Source organism: Pseudooceanicola sp. DL12, from assembly GCF_056270665.1.
This window is the reverse complement of sequence record NZ_CM149884.1, coordinates 2,792,524-2,814,493: the sequence shown is the minus strand read 5'-3', so window position 1 is coordinate 2,814,493 and position 21,970 is coordinate 2,792,524. Positions and strand designations below refer to the sequence as shown.

Genomic DNA, 21,970 nt, shown 5'->3' with positions numbered 1-21,970 from the left:
CGACCGGATTCAGCGGCGGTTGCGCGGCTTGCCGCCCTTGGACGGGCCCTTGCTGCGGCCCATTTCGGTGGCGGCCTGAGCCGCTGCACGGATTTCTTCCGCGATCTCGAGAGCCTCTTCGGGTTCGAAATCCATCGGGATCTCGATGCCGCCTTCGGCCTCGATGAAGAGCCGGACCATGCCCTTGTCGGTGGGGCCGATCTGCAGATTCGCCTCGATGTCGCGTTCGGTGTCGATGCCCATGTCATCCTCCGGGATTGATCAGCGGTGGCTACAATGCCGGCAGGGCTTTGGCAAGTCTTCGCCCCTCGGCCCGCGCGCCTGCAGGGCGCCTGCCGCGCCGTGCGGGCTGCTTTCTTCCGCGGCAAGGGGCCCCTGCGGTGGGCGTCTGCGGGGGGGGCGGAAAATACCCCGGGGCAGAGCACATTTTTCCGACATCAGCCTCTTGCAATCATCCGCGGGTCTCTGTAATCCACCCCCCAACGTGCCGCCTTAGCTCAGTTGGTTAGAGCGCTGGATTGTGGATCCAGAGGTCCCCCGTTCAAACCGGGGAGGCGGTACCATGAACCCCCTGCAGGGCAGCGGGTCGTGGACATCACCGACATCCTGCATATTTTCGGCGCTGCGTGATTGATCATCTGCGTGGCGCATTCGCCTGTCCGGCTCTTCAAGGCCTGCCCGGGCGTCGTGCCGTCTTGCGCGGTGGCCCGCCGTCGCGATGATGACGCGGCAAGACAAGCGGAGATGATCGAATGACGGACAAGATTGTCGAGACAAGCCACGGCCGGATCGCGGTGAGCGAGAGCGCGGGCGAGGGGCCCGTGGTGCTGATGATCCATGGCAATTCCTCCTGCAAGGAGGTGTTTCGCAACCAGATGGAGGGCCCCCTGGGCGAGAGCTTCCGCCTGGTGGCGATGGATCTGCCCGGTCACGGCGCCTCCGAGGATGCCGGCGATCCCGATCTCAGCTATTGCCTGACCGGCTATGCCGGTGCCGCGATGGAGGTGATGCGGGCGCTCGGCTACGAGGATTATGCCGTCTTCGGCTGGTCCCTTGGCGGCCATATCGGGATCGAGATGATGGCGCGCGACGCCGGGCTGACCGGGCTGATGATCACCGGTACCCCGCCCATCGCCTCGACGCCGGAGGGCATGGCCGAGGGCTTCGTGCCCAGCCCGCACATGCACCTGACGGGCAAGGAGGAGTTCACCGAGGAGGAGGCCATGGCCTATGGTCGCTCGACCTGCGGCGACAATGCCCCCTTCGAGGATTTCCTGCTCGATGCCGTCAAGCGCACCGATGGCCGCGCCCGCTCCACCATGATCGCCAAGCTTGCCGAGGCGGCCCATGTCGACCAGCAGCAGACCGCGGTCCGGAGTCCGGTGCCGCTCGCCGTGGTCAACGGGGCCGAGGACGCCTTCGTCAACAATGCCTTCATCGCCGGGCTGCCCTACGAGAACCTATGGGGCGAGGTGCTGCTGCTCGAAGGCCTGGGACATGCGCCCTTCTGGGAGGCGCCCGAGCGTTTCGATCCGGTCTTGCGCGAGTTCCTCGAGAGCCTTGCCGCCGGAGCCGAATAGCCCCCCGCATGACAACGGCCCCCGCAATCTGACGGGGGCCGTTCATGATGAGGCGAGGGTGGGGGCTCAGTGGCCCTGCAGCTGTTCGTCGAAGAACCGGAAGGTCCGCGCCACGGCCTCCAGCGCCGCTTGCCGTGTCTGCTCCGGATCTTCCGCCACCAGGCTGTGATCGACGCCGGGCACGTACATCGTTTCCACCGGTACGCCGGCCTCCTTCAGCCTGGCTTCCATCGCGCGCGATTGCGTCACCGGCACGATGCGGTCCTGCTCGCCATGCACCAGCAGGAAGGCCGGGTCGTCCTTGTCGACGTTGTAGATCGGGCCCGAGGCCTCGATCAGGTAGTCCGGGCAGGCGCCCGGATCGCAGCCCAGGAACCGGTTCACCACGCCGCGGTCGAGCGAGGCCCTGGGCGCCGCGTCACCATGGGCAAAGTCGAAGACCCCGTACCAGATCGCCGCCGCGTTCACGCAGTCGGATACCTCCGCCTGTTCCGCGGCATAGGGCGCAAGCCCGGCGCCGTCGCAGGTCACCGCCGCCAGCGAGGCAAGGTGCCCGCCGGCAGAGCTGCCCCAGATCGCGATGCGCTCGGGGTCGATGCCGTAGTCGTCTGCATGGGCGCGCAGATAGCGGATCGCCGCCTTCACGTCGTATTCCGCCGCCGGAAAGGGCGCCTCGCCGCTCAGCCGGTACTCGGCCGAGGCGGTGACATAGCCATGGCTTGCCAGGTCTGCCAGCACCCCGGGGAAATCTGTAAAGACGCCGGCAGCGCGCTTGTGGCTGCTCTGCCAGCCCCCACCGTGGATATAGAGCACCAGCGGTCTCGGTTCGGCGACATCGGTCTGGCGATAGATGTCCATGGTCAGCGGCCGGAACCCGTTCTCGACCTTGTAGATCACGTCGGCCGTGGCGGTCACGCCCTCCGAAAACTCGGTGATCTGCGCCGGAAAGGCATCGCCCGGGGGCGGTGCGTCTGCGGTCGGGTAGTCGGGCAGTGTCTGCGCAATGCCTGCCACCGGGGCGGCCAGGGCAATGGGCAGGACGATGGGCATGGCCAAGGCCATGACGGTTCGTTTGAAACCGGGCATAAAAAGTTCCTCCCTAGAATGTGCGCATCCTCCTCGATACGCACAATGCAGGAACTGTTAACCGGATGGTACATTCGGTCAATGGGGAATTAACCACCTGGTTCATTGGCGCAGATCCTGCGCGGGCGATGCCTGCCGGTGGGCCCGCCATGGCGCGGGGCCATGCCGCGGCATGGGTTTCACTCGCCGGTGGCAGCTTCGCCCGTCTTCACGGCGATGTCCTGCAGCAGCGTGCCATCGGTGCTGTCGTAGACCAGGATGTGGTTGTCGCCGGTCACCACGGCGTACCAGCCGCGCCCGACGGTATAGGCCTCGGCAGTCACGCCCTCGGGCAGGGTGATCCCCGTGGGCAGCGTCAGGTCCGGCGATTTCGCAAAACGGATGACAATCAGTCCCACGAGGGTTATCAGCCCGAGGATCATCACCACCATCAGGGCGGTGACGAGGCGCCGCAGCAGCCGCAGGTTGGCCGGTTCTGCCCCGTCCAATTCCGTCCCCTCAGACCCCGAGTTGCGCTGCATGAGCGATCATTCCCTTCTTGTCCGGATCTCGGCCGATCCGCCCGCCCGCCTTGATAAGGCGCTTTCCCGCGATGTGCCAGAGGAGGCCGCGCTGTCGCGCACCCGCCTCGCCCGGCTGATCGCCGATGGCCAGGTCACCCGCGGCGGAGAGGTGCTCTCCGACCCCAAGGCAAAGGTGGCCGAGGGCGACCTGATCGAGATCGCCGTGCCGCAGGCCGCCGAGGTCGAGACCCTGGCTGAGCAGATCCCCCTCGACATCGTCTTCGAGGACGAGGACCTGATCATCATCAACAAGCCCGCCGGCATGGTCGTCCATCCCGCGCCCGGCTCGCCCACGGGCACGCTCGTCAACGCGCTGCTGGGCCATTGCGGCGACACCCTCTCCGGTGTCGGCGGCGAGAAGCGCCCCGGCATCGTGCACCGGATCGACAAGGACACCTCCGGCCTGCTGGTGGTGGCCAAGAGCGACCGCGCCCACCACGGCCTTGCCGCCCAGTTCGAGGCCCATACCGCCGAGCGCGCCTATCTCGCGCTCTGCCACGGCGTGCCCAACCCCGCCGATCCGCGCCTGCGCGGCGTCAAGGGCGCCTCCTTCGAACCGGGCGGCGTGCTCAAGCTGCAGACCCAGCTTGGCCGTCACCGCACCGATCGTCAGAAGCAGGCCGTCACCTTCGACGGCGGTCGCCATGCCGTCACCCGCGCCCGCACGCTCCAGAGCTTCGGCACACCGCCGGCCGTGGCGCTGATCGAGTGCCGGCTTGAGACCGGCCGCACCCACCAGATTCGCGTGCACATGGCCCATGCCGGCCACGCGCTCGTCGGCGATCCCACCTATGGCGGCCGGCGCAAGGCCTCGGCGAGGGCGCTGGGGCCCGTGGCGGCGGCGGCCGTTGATTCCTTTCCGCGCCAGGCCCTCCATGCCGCGCTGCTCGGCCTCACCCATCCGGTGACCGGCGAAGAGCTGCGTTTCGAGGCCCCGTTGCCCGAAGACATGCAGGCGCTGATCGCCACGCTGCCGGGCGGCTCCGAAACACCGTTCTGACCGGGCGCGGCGAGGCGGAACATCCTCCTCGCCGCGGTCGTCGGTGTGCCTCGCACGACAGGGCAGGGGATCGGACCCGCAATCGGGTGAAAAAGGTCTGATGCCCCTGAAATCGCCGTTTCGGGCCTTGTTCGGCAGGGGGGCATCAGGACCGAACGCGAAACGTTTTGTCCTGATACCCTCGCCTTTGTGGTGATATGTCCTTGCATCATTGCTGGCATGGCTCTGCATTGCGCCCTGGGTGTGCGCGTTTGCACATACTGGCTGCTTGCGGGACTGAACCGTCGGGTTTACTTCACTGGGTCAACAAACCGGCGTGAGACTTTTGAAATCTTTGCCCATCCGCGTCGGAAAACCGTAAACTCCACGTTAATGAACCTGTGTCAGGACCTTGAAGCGACGGACCGGCACGCCTATGTGAATGTTAATCCCATTTACATGGGGCAGAAAAACAGGGGAAGGACAGTAGCTTGAGTAATTATGCAAATCTTCCGGCACCGACTCCCGAAGGCGGTCTGAACCGGTACATGCAGGAAATCCGCAAGTTCCCCATGCTTGAACCGGAGCAGGAATACATGCTCGCCAAGCGCTGGGTGGAGGATCAGGACACCGAGGCGGCGCACAAGCTGGTCACCTCGCATCTGCGTCTCGCGGCCAAGATCGCCATGGGCTATCGCGGCTACGGCCTGCCCCAGGCCGAGGTGATCTCCGAGGCGAATGTCGGCCTGATGCAGGCGGTCAAGCGCTTCGACCCGGAAAAGGGTTTCCGTCTCGCCACTTACGCCATGTGGTGGATCCGCGCCTCGATCCAGGAATACATCCTGCGGTCCTGGTCGCTGGTGAAGCTGGGAACCACCTCCGCGCAGAAGAAGCTCTTCTTCAACCTGCGCAAGGCCAAGGCCCGCATCGGTGCGCTCGAAGAGGGCGACCTGCGTCCGGAACACGTCAAGCAGATCGCCAATGATCTCGGCGTGACCGAGGACGAGGTGACCTCGATGAACCGGCGGATGTCGGGTGGCGATGCCTCGCTGAACGCCACCGTGGGCTCTGATGCCGACAGCGCCATGCAATGGCAGGACTGGCTCGAGGACGAGGACGCCGACCAGGCGACCGACTACGAGGAACGCGACGAGCTGACCGCCCGCCGCGAGATGCTGGCCCAGGCCATGGACGTGCTGAACGACCGCGAGAAGGACATCCTGACCCAGCGTCGCCTGGCCGAGGAAACCGTCACGCTCGAGGATCTCTCCGAGATCTACGGTGTCAGCCGCGAACGGATCCGCCAGATCGAGGTGCGGGCGTTCGAAAAGCTGCAGAAACGCATGCGCGAACTGGCCGAGGAACGCGGCATGCTTGCCGCCGTCTGAGGCGCAATGCGCTGAACTGAAACGCAAAAGGCCCCCGCCATCTCTGGCGGGGGCCTTTTCGAATGCGCGGTTGTCGGCGTCAGCTCTCGGGCAACCGCGCGCGCAGTACGCGCACCATGTTGCCGCCCATGACCTTCGCGATCTGCGCCTCGCCCAGCCCCTCGTCCATCAGCGCCTGGGTCAGGGCCGGCAGCTCCGAGATGTCGAAGGTGGTTGCGACCGAGCCGTCGAAATCCGAGCCCAGGGAGACATGGTCCTCGCCGAGCACCGCCACGGCGGCAGCGATCATCGCGGCCACGTTCTGCGGGCTCGCGTCGCCACAGGTCACATCGCCCCAGAAGCCCATGCCCACCACGCCGCCGGTCTCGGCAATGCGCAGGGCGAGCGCATCGGGCACATTGCGGTGGACGTCGCAGTAACTGTTCAGCCCGCCATGGCTCAGCACAAGGGGAATATCCGTCATTTCAAGTACATCCTCGACGACGGCGGGGCTGGAATGGGCGACGTCGAGCACCATGTTTCGCGCCACGGCCTCCTCGACCACGTCGCGGCCAAACTCCGTAAGCCCGGCGTTCGATTCGCCATGCAGAGAGCCTCCGAGCGCATTGTCGAAGAAGTGCTGCAGCGCCACGAGCCGATAGCCCGCCGCCTCCAGCCGGTCTAGATTGGCGATATCGCCCTCCAGGGGATGCGCCCCCTCGATGCCAAGAACGGCACCGATGCGCTCCTCTCCAGCGCTGCGGGCGGCCAGCACCGCGTCCAGGTCCTGCCGGTTCAGGATGACGGTCACATTGCCGTCCTTCTCGGCGAAATCATGCAGTTTTTCAGCCTGGTAGAGCGCCCGTTCCGTCAGGTTGCCCCAGGTCCGCAATGGCCAGGCCGAGATCATCGCCAGCAGGGTGATATTGTCGGCGGCCTCGGTGGAATTGGCCTCGTAATTCTGGCCCTTCGGGCTCTTGGTGACGGCGGTAAAGACCTGCAGCCCGGCGTTGCCGTCCCGCATCCGCGGGAAGTCCACCATGCCATAGCTGCCGCGTTTGGTCAGGTCGCGCTTCCACAGCAGCGGATCGGCGTGCCAGTCGCCGATCAGCAGGCCGTCATGCAGCTCCTGCGCCGCCTCCGAAACCGGGTAAGGTGCATGATCCGCAACCGGATTTTGCGCCTTGCCGACGATGCCGGGCGCAAACAGAAAAATCCCCGCCACGGCAAGCGCGGCGAGGATCAGAACGGCCAGAAATACGTTTCTCAGCAGTGTCATGCGACAACTCTCCTCCAGCGTCGTCAGGATATGCTTAACCCTACGAACGCAACCGGAGAGCGCTATGGAAACGTCGCGTTACGGATCGGTTGACGGGGTGTCATCAGGCGCCGCCGTGCGCGCGGCGCGATCCGCGCGCCGGCGCTCGCGCCACTCGCGGATCGTCTTCACGTCCATCATGGCGATGGCCACGCCAAGAGGGATCATCCAGAAGCCGAGGATCGGCAGGAACCCAAGAAAACCGAAGATAACCAGCAGGATACCGACCGGCAGGCGGGTGCCCGGCGGCAGCGAACGGCGCACCTTGACCATCATGCGCCGCAGCTTCGTCTTCCAGCCATAGCTTGGTTTCTGGGGCTCCGCCTCGGCCAAGGATCAGTCCTCCATCGCTTCTAGCTCATCGATGAACCCTTCGATCATCGACAGGCCCTTGTCCCAGAAGGCGGGGTCGCTGGCATCGAGCCCGAAGGGCGCCAGCAGCTCCTTGTGGTGCTTCGATCCGCCGGCCTTCAGCATTTCGAAATACTTCTCCTGGAATCCCTCGGGCTGATCTTCATAGACCGCGTAGAGCGCGTTCACCAACCCGTCACCGAAGGCGTAAGCATAGACGTAGAAAGGAGAATGCACGAAATGGGGGATATAGGCCCAGTAGGTCTCGTAACCCTCCATGAAGTCGAATGACGGCCCGAGGCTCTCGGCCTGCACCGACATCCACAGGGCGTTGATGTCCTCCGGCGTCAACTCGCCACCGCGGCGCGCTTCGTGCAGCTTGCACTCGAAATCGTAAAAGGCGATCTGGCGCACGACCGTGTTGATCATGTCCTCGACCTTGCCGGCCAGCATGGTCTTGCGCTGTTCCTTGGTATCGGCCTTCTCCAGCATCGCGCGGAAGGTCAGCATCTCGCCGAAAACACTGGCGGTTTCGGCTAGGGTCAGGGGGGTAGAGGACAGCATCTCGCCCTGGCCAGCGGCCAGTACCTGGTGCACGCCATGCCCCAGTTCATGGGCCAGCGTCATGACGTCCCGCGGTTTGCCAAGGTAGTTCAGCATTACGTAGGGGTGCACGTCCGTCACCGTGGGGTGGGCGAATGCCCCGGGCGCCTTGCCCGGTTTCACGGCCGCGTCGATCCAGCCCTTGTCGAAGAAAGGTTGAGCGATTTCAGCCATTTTCGGCGAAAAGCCCGCATAGGCGCCCATCACCGTGTCTTTTGCCTGATCCCAGCCAACGATGCGCTTGTCTTCGCTGGGCAGCGGCGCGTTGCGGTCCCAGACCTGCATCCGGTCGAGGCCGAGCCACTTGCGCTTCAGCTCGTAATAGCGATGCGACAGGCGCGGATAGGCCGCGACAACCGCGTTGCGCAGCGCCTCGACCACCTCGGGTTCGACGTGGTTCGACAGGTGCCGGCCCATCTGCGGGTTCGGCATGCCGCGCCAGCGGTCGACCACTTCCTTTTCCTTGGCCTGGGTGTTGTGAACCCTGGCAAAGGTGCGGATGTTGTCGCCCAGCACATCGGCGATCTCGCGGGCCGCGGCCTCGCGCTTGCCACGGTCGTGGTCCGTCAGCAGGGTCAGCGTGCTCTCTATGTTCAGCTCATCGCCATCGACGAAAAAGCGAAGCCCGGCAATGGTTTCGTCAAATAGCTTTTCCCAGGCGTCGCCCACCACGCCCATGTCGTGCAGGAATTTCTCAAGCTCGTCCGACAGCTGGTAGGGCTTCATTGCGCGGACCCGGTCGAAGACGGGCTTGTACCGCGCCAGCTCGGCATTCTCGGCATAGAGCGCATCCAGATGGCCATCGGGCAGGCGGTTCAGCTCCAGCGTGAAGAAGACCAGCGGCGTGGTATAGGTGGTGATCTTGTCCTGCATGTCGGACATGAACTTTACCCGGTCGCCCGCGGTGGTCTGCTGGTAGTAGCGCAGCCCGGCATAGGACATGATGCGCCCAGCCACCGACTGGATTCGCTCATCTCTCTTGACGCAGTTCAGGAATTCCTCGCTGTCGAGGCCTTCCAGCTTGCCCTCGTAATCCTCCGCAAAGCTGCGGCAGGCCTCTTCCAGCCAGTCGAGGTCGCGCTTCAGCTCGGGGGCATCCGGGGCGGAATAGAGGTCGCTCAGGTCCCAGTCCGGCAGCTTGCCCAGGGGCGTGCCGTCTTCGGCGGTGGCATTGGCGTCCCAGACGGGGAAGGGCAGGGGCAGGAAATTGGATCGCATGGGACCTCCTCAGGGAATTCGTACCGGATCTTCGACATAGGCCGCGGGGCCCAATCCAGCAAGGGCCGGCACCAAAAGGCTGGTGCCAGCATGGCGGTTATCACGGTGGATTGAAAAGGGCGGAATGGCCGCAGGGGCCAGATTTCACGCGCTTTGCAGCCCTTCAGCGGGCGATGTGGCATGGGCTGCGTAATGCGCGGCGCAGGTATCGAATGTATGCGCGCGGATCGCTGCACTCTCCATCATCACCTCGTGCCGGGCACCGGGCACGACTTCCAGCCTCCCGTTGGGCCAGGCCGCCATGCGGTCGCGAATCCGCTGGGGCGAGACGATGCCCTCCTGATCGCCTAGGAAGGTGACGGTGGGCACGTCGGGCGAGGGCATGCGGGCCAGCGTCAGCATCTCGCGCAGCGCGCCGTTCAGCCAGCCGAGAGTCGGCCCGCCGATCAGAAGTTCGGGGTGCGCCGTGGCATGCCGGCGCATGTACTCGTACATCTCTTCGTCGTTCGTCAGCTTGTTGGCCGGGAAAAGCTCCTGCAGAACATATATTTCCGGGCTGGTGCCGGGGGCGGGCGACTGGTGCATGCCCAGCACGCCAGCGGCGCTGCTGAGCACCCATGCCACCGGGCGTAGCGCGGCGGACAGCTCGATCCCCCACATCGGCGCGGTAAAGGCTGCCGCGGCCACCGGAATGCCCCGGTGCAGCGCCCTCAGACCAATGGCGCCGCCCATGGAATGGGCCAGCAGAAAGAGCGGCAGGCTGCGGTCCACGCCTAGATCCGGCAGGGCTGCCAGCAGAGTTTCGACGTCGGTCTGATAGTCCAGGAACCGTCCCACGTGGCCCAGGGCGGCATTCTCGGCCACCCGGTCGGCAAGGCCCTGTCCGCGCCAGTCGACGGTGACCGTCTGATAGCCGCGCGCAGCCAGGTCGGCCGCCGCCCGGCCATATTTCTCGATGTACTCGGTGCGTCCAGGAAACAGCAGGACGGTGCCCTTCGCCCCTTCGAGCGGCCAGACACCCACCCTGATGCGCACCCCGTCAGGGCAGCGCAGCCAGTGGGCTCGGCCCCCAGCGGGGCCCTCGGCAACCTCGGAAAAAAGCGGTGCGGTTTCCATCGTGAACTCCTGCCGTTCCGGTATTCCTGACATCCTGCGGCGCCCGGCCGCCCCTCCGGCGGCCAGGCGGAAGGTATCAGCTTAGGGCTGCCCCCAGAGACATGGCCTTGCCCATGTCGCCGTCAACGCTCAGCTTGCCGGTCATGAAGGCAGAGGTCGGGTTAAGATCTCCCGAAAGGATGTCCTCGAAGGTATCCTTGTCGGCTGAGAGGGTCACTTCTGCCTCTTCATCGCCTTTGGCGGCGCGGGCGCCGTTGCCGTCCACGATGATCTCGCCTTCGCCCTCGATCACGAACTTGACGGTGCCATCCACGCCTTCGCCGCCCAGTTTTCCGTTCAGAGCAGCCACGGCTGCCGAAATCACGTCACTCATTTGGGGCTTTCCTTCAATTTTAAGTAATCGGCTCTATATTTCCCGCTGACTCGGGATACACTCACTGTCGTTATGGGCGCTGAAAAATCATATCTCAAATCACTTGTCGCGGCATGTTTCGCTGCGTCATGTCTGCTGGCCCCGGTTCAGGGGGCGGCACAGGGCATGGCGGCGGACGAATCGGTCGACATGCTGATGCAACAGCTCAAGGACGCGGACGAGGCCGATGGCCACAAGATCGCGCGCGAGCTCGACCTGATCTGGTCGCGCAGCGGGTCGCCTACCATGGATCTGCTGCTGCGGCAGGGGCGTGACGCGATTGAGGCGGGTGATCTGACCGCCGCGATCGGTCATCTTTCCGCGCTGACCGACCATGCGCCCGACTTCGCTGAAGGCTGGCACATGCGGGCTCAGGCCTTTTTCCTGCAAGAGGAATTCGGCATGGCCATGGCGGATCTGCAACATGCCCTGGCGCTTAATCCAAGGAATTTCGAGGCCGTCTATGGCCTGGCCCTGGTGCTTGAACAGACGGGGCTGATAGATTCGGCCTACGATGGCTACGAGGCCGTTCTGAAGGTCTACCCTGCGTATAAACCTGCCGCCGATGGGCGTGATCGGCTTGAAGCTCTCGTCTCTGGCAGCGATATCTGACACCGCAGTAACACGCGGGAGGGCAGAAAATGTCCGCGCAAGGCAGGATTACGGCGGTTCTCGGACCGACCAATACGGGCAAGACCCATTACGCGATCGAACGTATGCTGGGGCATCGTACCGGCATCATCGGCCTGCCGCTACGCCTTTTGGCACGCGAGGTTTACGACCGCATCGTCGCCGTCCGCGGCCCCTCTGTCGTGGCGCTCGTCACTGGAGAGGAACGGATCGTGCCACCGCGCACCCAGTACTGGGTCTGCACGGTCGAGGCGATGCCCGATGGCATGGGCTGCGACTTCCTCGCGGTTGACGAGATTCAGCTCTGTGCAGACCCCGAGCGCGGCCATGTCTTTACCGACCGGCTGCTGCGGTCACGAGGGCTGAACGAGACGCTCTTTCTCGGGTCCGACACGATGCGTGGCGTCATCGCGGATCTTGTGCCCGGGGCCCAGTTCGTGCGGCGCGACCGGATGTCCCAGCTGAGCTATGCCGGTTCGCGCAAGATCTCGCGGATGCCGTCGCGATCTGCCATCGTCGGCTTTTCGGTCGATAATATCTATGCAATGGCGGAACTTATCCGCCGTCAGAAGGGCGGCGCCGCAGTGGTCATGGGCGCGCTCAGCCCCCGTACGCGCAATGCTCAGGTGGATCTCTACCAGAATGGGGATGTCGATTACCTGGTGGCCACCGATGCCATCGGCATGGGCCTGAACCTCGACGTGAACCATGTTGCCTTCTCCGCCCTCAGCAAGTTCGACGGCCGCCGGATGCGCCCGCTGGCGCCCAACGAGCTGGCCCAGATCGCAGGGCGTGCAGGGCGAGGCATGTCCGATGGCACCTTCGGTGTGACGGGCGAGGCATCGCCCCTTCATCCCGAGGTGGTCGAAGCTATTACCGAGCATCGCTTCACGCCGATCCGCAAGCTTCAGTGGCGCAATCCTCAGCTCAATTTCGGGGGAATCGATCCTTTGATTCATTCCCTCGAACTCTCTCCAAAGGACGAACGCCTGATCCGTGCGCGGGAGTCGGACGACCTTGCCGCGCTGAAATCCATGGCACGCGAGGCCGATGTTCAGGCACGTGCGAGCGATCCTGCCTCGGTCCGGCTGCTCTGGGATGTTTGCCGCATTCCCGATTTTCGCGGTATCAGTCATAATGAACACGCGGGGCTGCTGACCCGGATCTTCGGTTTCCTGCATGAAAAGGGCAGGGTGCCCGACGACTGGTTGGCGGGGCAGGTCAGGCGCATCGACCGGACCGATGGCGACATCGACGCGCTGTCGAAACGTCTCGCCTTCATCCGCACCTGGACATATGTTGCGCAGCGCAATGGCTGGGTAAACGACGAAAGTCATTGGCGTGACGAGACTCGCGCTGTAGAAGACCGATTGTCAGACGCGCTGCATGCGCGGTTGACCCAGAGATTTGTGGACCGGCGCACCAGTGTTCTGCTGCGGCGGCTCAAGCAGAAGGAGGCCCTCTTGGCCGAAGTGAGTGAAACCGGCGAAGTGACCGTCGAAGGCGAATTCGTGGGGCGGCTGGAAGGTTTCCGGTTCCGTCAGGATAAGGACGCAACGGGGCAGGAGGCGAAGACCATTCGCCAGGCCAGCATCCAGGCGCTTGTCCCCCATTTCAACCTGAGGGCGGACCGTTTCTATAACGCGCCCGATACAGAGATCGACTTTACCGAGCAGGGTGGCCTGATGTGGGGCGACCAGGCGGTGGGCAAGCTTGTCCCGGGTTCCGAGCCGATGAAGCCGCAGGTCGTGGCCTTTGTCGATGACGAAGCCGGCCCGGACGTGGCCCAGAAGGTGCAGCGCCGTCTGCAGCACTTCATCGATCGCAAGGTTGCCGCGCTTTTCGAACCTCTGCTGAACCTTGGCCGCGACGAGGCCCTGAGCGGGCTGGCGCGCGGCTTTGCCTTCCGCATGGTCGAGGCGCTCGGCATCCTGCCGCGTGGTGAGGTGGCCGATGAGGTCAAGGCGCTGGACCAGGATGCCCGTGGCGCGCTGCGCAAGCATGGCGTCCGGTTTGGCCAGTACACGATCTTCATGCCACTGCTGCTGAAGCCCGCGCCGACACGTCTGCGTCTGGTGCTCTGGTCGTTGGCCCGTGGTCTCGACGAATTCCCCGAGGCACCGCCTCCTGGATTGGTTACCGTGCCCGCGCAGAAGGACCTGCCGCAGGGCTATTATGCCATGGCCGGGTACCGCGCGGCCGGCGAGCGTGCCATCCGTATCGATATGCTTGAGCGTCTTGCAGACATGCTGCGGCCGGAAGACAGCCGTGGCGGCTTCGAGGCCAAGGCGGACATGCTCTCGATCACTGGCATGACGCTTGAGCAGTTCGCTGACCTGATGCAGGGCCTTGGTTACAAGGCCGAAAAAGGCGAGCGGGCAAAGGTGAAACCCGCACCTGCGACCGAGGTTTCTGCAGAAGCACCTTCCTCCGAAGCTGCTCCTGGAGAGGCAACTACCGAGGCAAGTGCCGAGGGAACGCCCGCAGCCTCCGAACCCGTCGCGGAAGCGCCGGCTGAGACCACGTCGGAACCTCAGCTCGAAGAGCCCGTGGCTGAGGTCGCGGAAGAGCCTGTTGCCGAAGCGGGCGCCGAAGCCGAGATGGAGGTCTTCTTTACCTTCACTTGGGGCGGACGCGCCGCCCGCCAGAACAGAGAGGGCCAACGTGCCCGCGGAGGTCAGCAACCCCGTGGTGATCGTGCCAAGGGCAAGGGGGGCAGTGCCCCTGCGGGTGGCAAGCCGCGCGGCAAGCAGGGCGGCAACGCCAAGGGCCCGCGCAACAACAAGGCGAAGACTTTCGAAGCCTCTCCGCCCAGCAAGAAGGGCAAAGATCGCATCGATCCCGATAACCCCTTTGCCGCGGCGCTGATGGGGCTCAAGGACAAGAGCTGATCTTGTCCGAGGCTTCTGCCGATACGCGTCTGCGCGTCGACAAGTGGTTGTGGTATGCGCGCTTTTTCAAGAGCCGCAGCCTCGCCGCCGGTTGCGTGACGGGCGGGCATCTGCGGATCAACGGCAACCGGGCGGCAAAGGCTTCGGCCAATGTGTCGCCCGGTGACGTTCTCACCTTTCCGCAGGGCCATTCTGTGCGAGTGGTGCGCATCCTCGCCTTGGGAACCCGCAGGGGCCCCGCGCCCGAGGCACAGGCCCTCTACGAGGACCTCTCGCCACCGGAAACTCAGGAGAAACCCGTTCCACCGATTGCCCGTATCGAAGGCAATTCTCGTCCCACGAAGCGGGACCGGAGGAAACTCGATCTTGATCGACGTGGGGCGCTTGAATGATCCCGCGCGCTGGTCTAGCTAGGCCACTGTCCGAGCCTGAGAGTACGCCATGACTTACGTTGTCACCGAAAATTGTATCGCCTGCAAATTCACGGATTGTGTCGAAGTCTGTCCCGTGGATTGCTTTTACGAGGGCGAGAACACGCTGGTGATTCATCCCGACGAATGCATCGACTGCGGTGTCTGCGAGCCTGAATGCCCGGCAGATGCCATCCGTCCGGACACGGAGCCGGACATGGAGAAATGGGTCGAGTTCAACCGCAAGTACGCGGAACTCTGGCCGGTGATCATTACCAAGAAGGATCCGATGCCCGAGGCGGACGATCGTGATGGCGAAGAGGGCAAGCTGGAGAAGTACTTCAGCGAGGCACCCGGCGAAGGCGGCTGAGGGCAGCCGCTTACCGGACGATCTGGCAAGGGATCTCGCGAGGGGGCCCTTGGAGGAATGCCGATTCTATGGTATGACTCGTTGTTACACATGACAACGAGTACCCATTCTTGGTTCGCGGGCGCTGCTGACTGCCGGACCTGTATCTGACGAGAGAGAGTTTCGCGTTTGGTGCCGCCGGTCGGCGCCGGACGCTTTCGTGCCCTCTGATGTGTGGGTATCTGAGGAAGAACCTGTATGACCAAATCGAAGAAAACCGAGTTTCGCCCGAACGATTACGTGGTCTATCCGGCCCATGGCGTGGGTCAGATCGTCTCCATCGAACAACAGGAAATCGCGGGCATCCCGCTGGAGCTGTTCGTGATCTCCTTTGAGAAGGACAAGATGACTCTTCGTGTGCCGACACACAAGGCGACCGAGATCGGCATGCGGTCCCTTTCGACGCCCGACGTGGTTTCCAAGGCGATGACGACCCTGAAGGGCAAGGCCAAGGTCAAGCGGGCGATGTGGTCCCGTCGCGCCCAGGAATATGAGCAAAAGATCAACTCGGGTGACCTGATCGCAATTGCCGAGGTCGTGCGTGACCTGCACCGCAACGACGATCAGCGCGAACAGAGCTATTCCGAGCGTCAGCTATATGAAGCGGCCCTGGAGCGCCTGACGCGCGAAGTGGCTGCCGTCTCCGGTGGGGATGAGGTTGCCGCTGCCAAGCAGGTCGACGAAGTGCTGGTCGGTCGCGCCGCCTGATCACGGCCGCTGGCTTAACAGTAAAAGGGTCGTGGCGATGCCGCGGCCCTTTTTCTTGTCCGCGACTTGTTTCTAAATGGCCGCAAGGCTGAAAAGAATCACGATCTCCGCCACCTGTTGGCTCGCCCCGAGGACATCGCCGGTTTGTCCGCCGATCTTGCGTAGGGCCAGGCGCCCGATAAGCATCGCCACGATTATGCTCAGGATCGTTGCCCAGATGCCGGCTGTCGGCCCGAAACAGACGAGCGCGGCGCCGATCCCGATGCCCATCGCCGCCGCGGCAGTGAGCACATCGACATGGCCCACCGCCCGTGAGAGGCCGTTGTCACGCGCGTTGGGCAGAACTGCCATGAGAACTGGCATGATGGCACGTGAAAGCGTTGCGGCGCCCAGGATTGCCGCCCAGGCGCCTGGCTGTGCAAGAAGAGTGCCCAGTGCAGCCCACTGCGCCAGGACCGCAAGCACAAGCGCGAGAACGCCGAAGGCGCCGATCCTGCTGTCCTTCATGATGTCCAGGCGCCTCAGACGGTCGTGGCCGCCCCAGAAACCATCTGCCAAGTCCGCAAGACCATCCTGGTGCAGCGCCCCTGTGACCATGACTGACGTCACTACCACCGGAATAGCGGCCAGCGTCGGCGGCAGTCCGAGCCACATTCCGACAAGGCCTGCAAGTCCGCTCAACGTGCCGATGACGCTGCCGGCAAGGGGATAGGCCCAAGCGGCTTGGGCACCGCGCGCATCGTGTCGGGGCAGGGGCAGGCGGCTCAGCAATCCGAGAGCCGAGAGCAGGTCGTTCCAGGCTTGGCGAGGTGTCATGATTTCCGGTTTACTCCCGTCTCCTGCGGTCGTTAGACACGGGGCACCAACGAATTGCAATGGAACCAGCCATGTCTGACGGTCTTCCCACACTCGATGCCTTTCTTGCCGCCCTGGCCGGCGCGCCCGCCCCGGATGCCGGCGCCATCGCGGGCGCAGAGGAACGCAATGCCATGCTGACCAAGCCTGCGGGGGCGCTCGGCCGGCTGGAGGATCTGGCGATCTGGTACGCGGGCTGGCGGGGTGATGCAAAACCCGAGATCCTCGCACCCCAAGTGGTGATCTTTGCGGGTAACCACGGTGTGACTGCGCGCGGGATTTCGGCTTATCCAGCCGAAGTGACAGTGCAGATGGTCGCGAATTTCCGGGCCGGTGGCGCGGCCGTGAATCAGCTGGCCAAGTTGGCTGGCGCGCGAATGGACATCGTCGAGCTCGAGCTCGAGCGTCCGACCCGCGACTTCTGCGAGGCACCGGCAATGACCGAAGAGGAACTGCTGCAGGCCCTGAACGTCGGCTGGACTTCGGTTGCCGGCGACTGTGATTTGCTTGTTACAGGCGAGATGGGGATCGGCAATACAACCTCTGCGGCTGCGATCTCTCATGCGCTCTACGGCGGCGAAGCCGCAGATTGGGCCGGTCGCGGAACAGGCCTTGACGAGAAGGGCGTGGCCCTGAAGGCTACTGTCGTTTCTCAGGCGGTCGCCTTGCACCGCGCAGAGAGCGGCATGGAGATCCTTCGCTGCCTGGGGGGACGCGAGATTGCCGCCATGGCGGGCGCCATTGCCCGCGCCCGTGTCGAGGGAATCCCGGTCATTCTCGATGGCTACATTTGTTGTGCGGCGGCCGCCTGCCTGCAACGCGATGTTCCGGGGGCCCTCGATCACACGATTGCAGGTCATTGCAGCGCCGAGGGCGCGCATCCTGCGCTCCTGTCGCGTCTCGACAAGGCGCCTCTCGTATCCCTTGGTCTGCGTCTCGGGGAAGGCTCCGGGGCAGCACTTGCCATCAACTTGTTAAAAGGGGCCATCGCCTGCCATTCGGGCATGTCCAGCTTTGCCGAGGCGGGCGTGTCCGAGGCGTGAAAAAATGCGACGCAGCCGGTCAGGCTGCGTCATCCTCCGAGGTTGAACGCCGCGCAAGAAGCGCTGTTTCGAGGTCCTTTTCCAGTTCCTTGGAGCGTTCGATGTACTCTGCATTGCGGCTGGTCGGCATGTCCGGATTCCACAGTTCCGCCAATTCCCGAACCGTCATCCGGTCGTGCTGGAAGAATATCTTCTCCGCCTCCGATGCCTCGAATTCCGTCAGCCCTATGTTTTCCAGAACATAGCGGCCTGCGCGCAGAGAGCTGTCGAAGGTTTCGCGTACGATGTCATCCGCACCTGCCCGGTAGAGCTTGTAGACATGGGTGCGGTCATAGGCGCGCGCGATGATATGCAGGTCCGGCCGCTGGGCTCGCGCATAGGTCACGAGCTTGGTCACGGATTCTGGGTTGTCGAGGGCAGCCACGAGCACACGCGCCTTTTCCAGGCCTGCGGCATGGAGGATGTCTGGACGGGTGGGGTCGCCGAAGTAGCCCTTGAAGCCAAAGCGCCGCATCACTTCGATTGTTTCCATGTCGTGGTCGAGGACAACGGTCTTGAAACCCGAACTTTGCACCAATCGGTTCACGATCTGACCGAAACGGCCGATCCCCGCGATGATCACCGGCCCGTCGTCTTCGAAATCCTCGGGCTCTGCAGGTGTTGTTGCATCTCCCATCCGTTTCGAGATGACCTCGTACAGGATGAAGAAGAGTGGTGTCAGCAGCATCGTCAGGGTGATGGCGAGCAGGATCTTGTCCGACAGACCGGCCGGCAGAACCCGAAGCTGGTTCGAGAAGGAAATCAGGACAAAGCCGAATTCCCCTGCCTGCGCCAACCCGAGGGTGAAGAGTATCAGGTTGCGGTCTCGCAGTTTGAAGATTCGGCCGAGCACGAAAAGGATCAGCCCTTTGAGTGCCATGACGCCGCAGGCGATGCCTATGATCACCATGGGGGCCGTCAGGAAAATGGAGAAGTCGATCCCGGCCCCGACGGTTATGAAGAAGAGGCCGAGCAAGAGGCCCTTGAAAGGCTGGATGTCGCTCTCCAGCTCGTGGCGAAACTCGCTGTTGGCGAGTACGACACCAGCGAGGAAGGTGCCGAGAGCCGGCGAGAGGCCGACCATGTACATGAGGGAGGCAATCCCGATCACGATCGTCAGCGCCAGGGCCGTGTACATTTCGGGAAGCCGGGCAGAGTGAATGAAGCGGAAGATGGGACCAACCAGGTAGATCCCCGCAAGGATCACCACTGCAACGGCCCCCAGGGTAACAAGCGTGACCCCCCATCCGGGCAGCCCCTGTACCAGGGACATCGCCTCGGATGCGGCCTCCGGCGTGGGTATTGCCGAAGCACTCTCGGTCGTGCCGGTCGTGGCCACGATCGCTGTCCCCGCCAGGAGCGGCATGAAGGCAATCATCGGGATCACGGCGATGTCCTGCGTCAGAAGGACCGCGAAGGCCGAGCGCCCGCCCTGTGTCTGCGTAAGGCCCTTTTCGGATAGGGTCTGCAGCACGATGGCCGTAGACGACAGCGACAGGATCATGCCGACGGCAAGGGCCGCGGTCCAGGTCAGGCCGAAAAACATGCCCGCGCCCATGACCGCCAGCATCGTGATCACAACCTGCAATCCACCCAGCCCGATCAGCTTGTGCCGCATTCCCCACAGCGCACGGGGTTCAAGCTCCAGCCCGATGAGAAAGAGCATCATGACGACGCCGAATTCGGCAAAGTGCTGCAGTGAATGGGTCTCGTGACCAACCAGGTGGAGGATCGGGCCGATGACGATGCCTGCCGCCAGATATCCCAGGACAGATCCCAGACCGAGCCGCGCGGCGATTGGCACGGCAATCACGGCTGCGGTCAGGTAAATCGTGGCCTGGTACAGAAAACCTTCCATCTCGTCTCCTTGGCGTGACCTCCGGACGAAGACACAGGTCCAGCCGGATGAGGACGGCCCGGAGGGGAGGCTCCGCAAGAGGGATCGCAGGTCACCGGTTTGCGTAGCGTCACATGCCCGATGATAAATGTCTCTGGGACGCTGGCAACAGGCCATCTGAGGGGCCTCCCCTCTTTGATGTCGCCAGAAGGCATCCTGCTGAAAGCCGATCAACAGATTTGCTGCGCAAATGCAGGGCCGCTCAGCCGTCGGGCATGCTCAGCACGAGATTCCTGTTGGATTTGATGTATCTAAGTTCGGTATCGCCGATGGCGGCCACGCGGCCGCCGTCCAGGCGATCACCAACCTTTACCTTCACGACCTGCCCATTCGAGAGGCGGACGAGCGCGGATCGGTCGGAAGGTCTGCCCATCACCCCGAGCAGGCTCACATCGTTCATGTCGATTGCTCGTTTCTCGGTCGCCTGTTTCGCCACTGAGGCCGCGGTTGGCAGCGAGGGCTGCATCGTGCTTTCCGGTGCGGTCTGCGTCGGCGTACTGCGTGCACGTGCTTGGGCTGCGGCAACCGTGGCCGCAAAGTCCACGGGCCGCGCTTTCGGGCGCACGGATTCAGCGTCTGCGAATTCCGGTGAGGCCTCTTCGCCCTCGGTGCCGGGCTCGCCTCCGTCGTCCTCGGGCTCCAGCTCGTCTTCCGAGACGAGGTCTTCCGGGCGGGCACGGGGCCTGACTTCGGATATGGCAGACGCGACGGCCTCCTCGACGCTCGCCTTTGCTGTGTCTGTTGCGGAGCGGGCCTCGTCGTATGTGTCCTCCTGGGGCGTGCCAGATTGCGCCTCGGCGGTGTCAACTTGCGTGGCGACGTCTTTCTGATCTGTGCTTTCTGTCGCGTTTGGCGGCAGGATGTGTTCGGGCGGAACGGCAGGTGGGCGGCCGAGATAGACCATGTGACCGGCTGGGGTCATCGCACCCTCTTCGGTCGCGCGCACAAAACCCCGGTCATCCAGGTCGAAATGCTGCTCCGGGGCAGGTGGATTCGGTGGTGTCTGGAAACCGGCCTCGACTTCGGGGCGGCCATCCGCAGGCAGTTCGCCGACCGGAGGAAGGCGATCCACTGGCGTGACGGTGTCGACCGCAAAGCTGCCAAGTTTGGTTGCGACAGGCGCAACGGATTGCACGGGGGAACGCAGCCATATCCCGGTGGCGGCATAGCGGGCAGCGGCTTCTGCTGGTGTGGCCGGTTCCGCATCGGGGCGTGGTGCGGGCAACGAAATGGCGGGCACGCCATCAGCGGCTGTTGTGTCCGTGCCGGGCTGCGCGTTTTCGCTGCTTTCTAAGCCCAAGGTTTGTTCCGGCACCGACTGATCACTGGGCCTATCTGCCTTGGGAACAACAGGCGCTTCGGCATCTGGCTGGCCGTCGGAAAGGGCCAGATCGGGGGCCGAGCCCAGACCGAGAAGGAAGCTGATCCGGTCGCTCTTGATCACGGCGATGGATGCCACGATCAACACCAGCAGCAGAACCAGGGCAGACAAGACCAGAGCAGGTGACTTCCGGTTCTGTGCCGGCGCTGGAGAGACGTCCGTTTGATTGCTCTTGTCGGAGTTCGCGCCGCTGTTGGATCCTTTAGATGCAATTGCAGCATCCCCGGATGGTTTCAGGCTTGCTATGGAGGCCGAGATGAGAGCATCAGCATCGCTTGGCAGCGGCTCTGTATCGGATGTAGAGGTTTGGGGCGCACGCGTTTCGGCGGAGATAACTTCCGCCGTGTTCGGGCTGGCTTGTGTGGTGCTGTCGAGCGAAGGCAACTGTGAAGTCTTCCGCGGAGCAGGAGCCGCCGGCAGTGTTTCCTGTAAAGGCGATGCCATGGCCGGGTTGACGTAGGAAACCCCATCCTGCGGCGCTGCGGGAACAACGCCGGGCGCAGAGACAAGAGACGTTCCGAAGAACGGCTCGGCGTCGAATTGATCGGCCAGAGGGGTCCCCACGCAGGCAACTGGCACAAGACCATGGCGCAGAGCGAATTTCTCTGCTTCTTGAAGTGTTTCAACGGCAATCGCTGCGACCTGCAACTTGTCTCCTTGCCGCCGCCAGGCAATGGCAAGGTCACGAACTGCGTATGGAGTCATCCCTTCGAGCCCCAGCCGCACGGTGGAGACGTCATCATCGGCAGCGGTGTCTGCCCCAGCGACAGACAGAAACCGGATCTGATCCTGTGGCAATACCAGCTTGGTTTCGAGTTGGCCTTTCGAGAGCGCACGCGCCTTCTCAACGAGGGCGTCCATACGACGGGTCAGATCGGCGACATCCGGGTTGACGCGACCAATGCTCTCCCAGCCGGAAGAGACCTTATGGAGAAGCTCCAATCCGTCGGAAGCGAGATACAGGGCAAAATTCGGTTGCATGTTCCAGGCCCGACCTTTGTCGGCGAGAAGCAGAAAAGGCCTTCAGTTTGATTTATGGAAGGGCGCTCTTCCGTCGACGCATGGGATCCTACAGCAGTGCCTGGGCCGGGCAAAGCCAAGAACCAGCGATCGG

General features: G+C 63.7%; 20 protein-coding genes and 1 tRNA gene. 10 read left to right on the top strand and 11 right to left on the bottom strand.

What is annotated here, in order from left to right:
* Positions 1–9: 9 nt before the first annotated feature.
* A complete protein-coding gene (locus AC0WR5_RS13145) occupies positions 10–243 on the bottom strand; it encodes a DUF6324 family protein (RefSeq protein WP_475863752.1) in 234 nt (77 codons plus the stop codon).
* 243 nt (positions 244–486) lie between these two features.
* Here AC0WR5_RS13145 and AC0WR5_RS13140 point away from each other — a divergent pair.
* Together AC0WR5_RS13140 and AC0WR5_RS13135 are read left to right on the top strand one after the other, a co-directional pair.
* Positions 487–563, top strand: a tRNA-His gene (locus AC0WR5_RS13140).
* Between the two features lie 189 nt (positions 564–752).
* A complete protein-coding gene (locus AC0WR5_RS13135) occupies positions 753–1,580 on the top strand; it encodes an alpha/beta fold hydrolase (RefSeq protein ID WP_475863750.1) in 828 nt (275 codons plus the stop codon).
* Positions 1,581–1,646: 66 nt separating this feature from the next.
* Here AC0WR5_RS13135 and AC0WR5_RS13130 read toward each other — a convergent pair whose 3' ends face one another.
* Together AC0WR5_RS13130 and AC0WR5_RS13125 are read right to left on the bottom strand one after the other, a co-directional pair.
* A complete protein-coding gene (locus AC0WR5_RS13130; RefSeq protein ID WP_475863748.1) occupies positions 1,647–2,666 on the bottom strand; it encodes an alpha/beta fold hydrolase in 1,020 nt (339 codons plus the stop codon).
* Between the two features lie 179 nt (positions 2,667–2,845).
* Positions 2,846–3,154 (bottom strand): DUF6476 family protein, encoded by a 309-nt coding sequence (locus AC0WR5_RS13125; RefSeq protein ID WP_475863746.1) that lies wholly within the window; start codon positions 3,152–3,154, stop codon positions 2,846–2,848.
* A 31-nt stretch (positions 3,155–3,185) separates the two neighbouring features.
* Here AC0WR5_RS13125 and AC0WR5_RS13120 point away from each other — a divergent pair, with 31 nt between their 5' ends.
* Positions 3,186–4,229, top strand: a complete 1,044-nt coding sequence (locus tag AC0WR5_RS13120; protein WP_475863745.1) for an RluA family pseudouridine synthase — start codon at positions 3,186–3,188, stop codon at positions 4,227–4,229.
* 470 nt (positions 4,230–4,699) lie between these two features.
* Positions 4,700–5,596, top strand: a complete 897-nt coding sequence (gene rpoH, locus AC0WR5_RS13115; protein ID WP_475863744.1) for an RNA polymerase sigma factor RpoH — start codon at positions 4,700–4,702, stop codon at positions 5,594–5,596.
* A gap of 79 nt (positions 5,597–5,675) precedes the next feature.
* Here the strand turns inward: rpoH and AC0WR5_RS13110 are convergent, their stop codons facing one another.
* The 5 genes from AC0WR5_RS13110 to AC0WR5_RS13090 all read right to left on the bottom strand — a co-directional run bounded on the left by AC0WR5_RS13110 (position 5,676) and on the right by AC0WR5_RS13090 (position 10,554).
* Positions 5,676–6,854, bottom strand: a complete 1,179-nt coding sequence (locus AC0WR5_RS13110) for a dipeptidase (RefSeq protein ID WP_475863742.1) — start codon at positions 6,852–6,854, stop codon at positions 5,676–5,678.
* Positions 6,855–6,932: 78 nt separating this feature from the next.
* Positions 6,933–7,226: a hypothetical protein gene (locus tag AC0WR5_RS13105; RefSeq protein WP_475863741.1), complete on the bottom strand. Its 294-nt coding sequence runs from the start codon at positions 7,224–7,226 to the stop codon at positions 6,933–6,935.
* 3 nt (positions 7,227–7,229) lie between these two features.
* Positions 7,230–9,065 carry a M3 family oligoendopeptidase gene (locus AC0WR5_RS13100; RefSeq protein ID WP_475863739.1) on the bottom strand — a complete coding sequence of 612 codons (1,836 nt, stop codon included), beginning with the start codon at positions 9,063–9,065 and terminating at the stop codon, positions 7,230–7,232.
* Positions 9,066–9,209: 144 nt separating this feature from the next.
* Positions 9,210–10,181, bottom strand: a complete 972-nt coding sequence (locus AC0WR5_RS13095; RefSeq protein ID WP_475863737.1) for an alpha/beta fold hydrolase — start codon at positions 10,179–10,181, stop codon at positions 9,210–9,212.
* A 76-nt stretch (positions 10,182–10,257) separates the two neighbouring features.
* Positions 10,258–10,554 (bottom strand): SCP2 sterol-binding domain-containing protein, encoded by a 297-nt coding sequence (locus AC0WR5_RS13090; protein ID WP_475863736.1) that lies wholly within the window; start codon positions 10,552–10,554, stop codon positions 10,258–10,260.
* 165 nt (positions 10,555–10,719) lie between these two features.
* Between AC0WR5_RS13090 and AC0WR5_RS13085 the strand changes: the two genes are divergently transcribed.
* From AC0WR5_RS13085 to AC0WR5_RS13065, 5 genes are all read left to right on the top strand, one after another.
* A complete protein-coding gene (locus AC0WR5_RS13085; protein WP_475863735.1) occupies positions 10,720–11,205 on the top strand; it encodes a tetratricopeptide repeat protein in 486 nt (161 codons plus the stop codon).
* 29 nt (positions 11,206–11,234) lie between these two features.
* Complete coding sequence (locus AC0WR5_RS13080; protein ID WP_475863733.1) at positions 11,235–14,114, top strand: helicase-related protein; 2,880 nt, start codon at positions 11,235–11,237, stop codon at positions 14,112–14,114.
* A 2-nt stretch (positions 14,115–14,116) separates the two neighbouring features.
* Positions 14,117–14,506, top strand: coding sequence for an RNA-binding S4 domain-containing protein (locus AC0WR5_RS13075; protein ID WP_475863732.1), 390 nt, complete (start codon positions 14,117–14,119; stop codon positions 14,504–14,506).
* A 49-nt stretch (positions 14,507–14,555) separates the two neighbouring features.
* The gene (gene fdxA, locus AC0WR5_RS13070) at positions 14,556–14,894 is read left to right on the top strand and encodes a ferredoxin FdxA (protein ID WP_475863731.1); all 339 of its coding nucleotides are present in this window, start codon (positions 14,556–14,558) and stop codon (positions 14,892–14,894) included.
* A gap of 237 nt (positions 14,895–15,131) precedes the next feature.
* Positions 15,132–15,641: a CarD family transcriptional regulator gene (locus AC0WR5_RS13065; protein ID WP_475863729.1), complete on the top strand. Its 510-nt coding sequence runs from the start codon at positions 15,132–15,134 to the stop codon at positions 15,639–15,641.
* Positions 15,642–15,713: 72 nt separating this feature from the next.
* Here AC0WR5_RS13065 and cobS read toward each other — a convergent pair whose 3' ends face one another.
* On the bottom strand, positions 15,714–16,457 hold the full coding sequence (gene cobS, locus AC0WR5_RS13060) for an adenosylcobinamide-GDP ribazoletransferase (protein ID WP_475863727.1): 744 nt from the start codon (positions 16,455–16,457) through the stop codon (positions 15,714–15,716).
* A 71-nt stretch (positions 16,458–16,528) separates the two neighbouring features.
* Between cobS and cobT the strand changes: the two genes are divergently transcribed.
* Positions 16,529–17,539, top strand: coding sequence for a nicotinate-nucleotide--dimethylbenzimidazole phosphoribosyltransferase (gene cobT, locus AC0WR5_RS13055; RefSeq protein ID WP_475863726.1), 1,011 nt, complete (start codon positions 16,529–16,531; stop codon positions 17,537–17,539).
* Positions 17,540–17,558: 19 nt separating this feature from the next.
* On the opposite strand, the gene AC0WR5_RS13050 is transcribed toward cobT, so the two are convergent.
* Together AC0WR5_RS13050 and AC0WR5_RS13045 are read right to left on the bottom strand one after the other, a co-directional pair.
* Positions 17,559–19,436: a monovalent cation:proton antiporter-2 (CPA2) family protein gene (locus tag AC0WR5_RS13050; protein WP_475863724.1), complete on the bottom strand. Its 1,878-nt coding sequence runs from the start codon at positions 19,434–19,436 to the stop codon at positions 17,559–17,561.
* Positions 19,437–19,677: 241 nt separating this feature from the next.
* Entirely contained in the window at positions 19,678–21,837 is a 2,160-nt protein-coding gene (locus AC0WR5_RS13045) for a hypothetical protein (protein ID WP_475863722.1), read from the bottom strand.
* Positions 21,838–21,970 lie beyond the last annotated feature (133 nt).